General features: G+C 46.3%; 1 protein-coding gene. It reads left to right on the top strand.

Annotated features, from left to right (window positions below; genetic code table 11):
• The coding region (lnt, locus tag B7X71_RS17475) for an apolipoprotein N-acyltransferase (RefSeq protein WP_293601677.1) at positions 1 to 1,008 on the top strand (1,008 nt) is incomplete at its 5' end.
• Between the last annotated feature and the right edge of the window lie 120 nt (positions 1,009 to 1,128).

Genomic DNA, 1,128 nt, shown 5'->3' on the forward strand with positions numbered 1-1,128 from the left:
TGCACATTTTTAGTGGTGTGGGTCTCTTTGGAATTCAGTCAGTTAAAGAAAAATATGTTCTTTAGCAGTGCTTGCATTATTTCTACGATTGCACTTGCACAACTCGCGAGCTTGTGGACTTTCACAAGCCCAATTGGCGAGCCACTCAGTGTGCGTTTAATTCAGGGCAATTTTGAGCAAAGCCTCAAGTTCAACCCTAAATCCATTGAAGAACAATTTGGTTTTTATACCAATGCTATCGAGAGTCAATCGGCCGATCTCATCATTACTCCAGAGACTGCCTATCCTTGGCCACAAAGCAATCTACCTGCAGGCTTATTAGGATCACTCCAACAGTTTTCTACCAATACCTCCAGCAATGTTTTGCTTGGATTGATTGGGGAGATCAGTGGCTCTACTGGCGTGAAATACACCAACCGGGCTCTTGGACTATCTCCTAATGCTCCAAGCTATCAATATGACAAATCCCACTTGGTACCCTTTGGCGAATTTATTCCGCCCGGCTTTCATTGGTTTGTGAATGCTTTTCATGTTCCTATGAGCGACTTTGCACGTGGCACATTAGATCAGGCCCCCTTCAGCATCATTCGATCTGGCAAAGAATCAATTCATGCGGCCATCACGATTTGCTATGAGGACGTATTTGGCGGGGAGCTAGCATCCCGAATTGATCAGAGCAGTAAACCCGTTAACCTGTTGATCAATATGACTAATCTAGCTTGGTTTGGGGACTCTCAAGCACCAGCGCAGCAATTAAGACTATCCCAGTTACGCTCCCTGGAGACTGGCCTCCCAGCGCTGCGAGCCACAAATACCGGCATTACGGCAGCCCTTGGCCCAGACGGGAAAGTGCTATCTCAGCTTGGCGAATTTACCCAAGGCGCGCTCAGCCTGAAGATTCAAGCCTACTCTGGCAAAACTCCTTATGTCATTTGGGGAAATGCCCCCATTTTGAGCCTTTCTTGCCTCTTGCTCATCCTGGGTCTGATTCGCCATAAACGAAACTAATCGCGATTTCATAGTTCACCTGCTTAGCCATGTAAAATCAAAGGCTTAGCCAGGTAAATCATGCTTACTTTTCAGCAAATCATTCTCAAACTCCAAGATTACTGGGACCAACAAGGTTGC

This window comes from Polynucleobacter sp. 39-46-10, assembly GCF_002282275.1.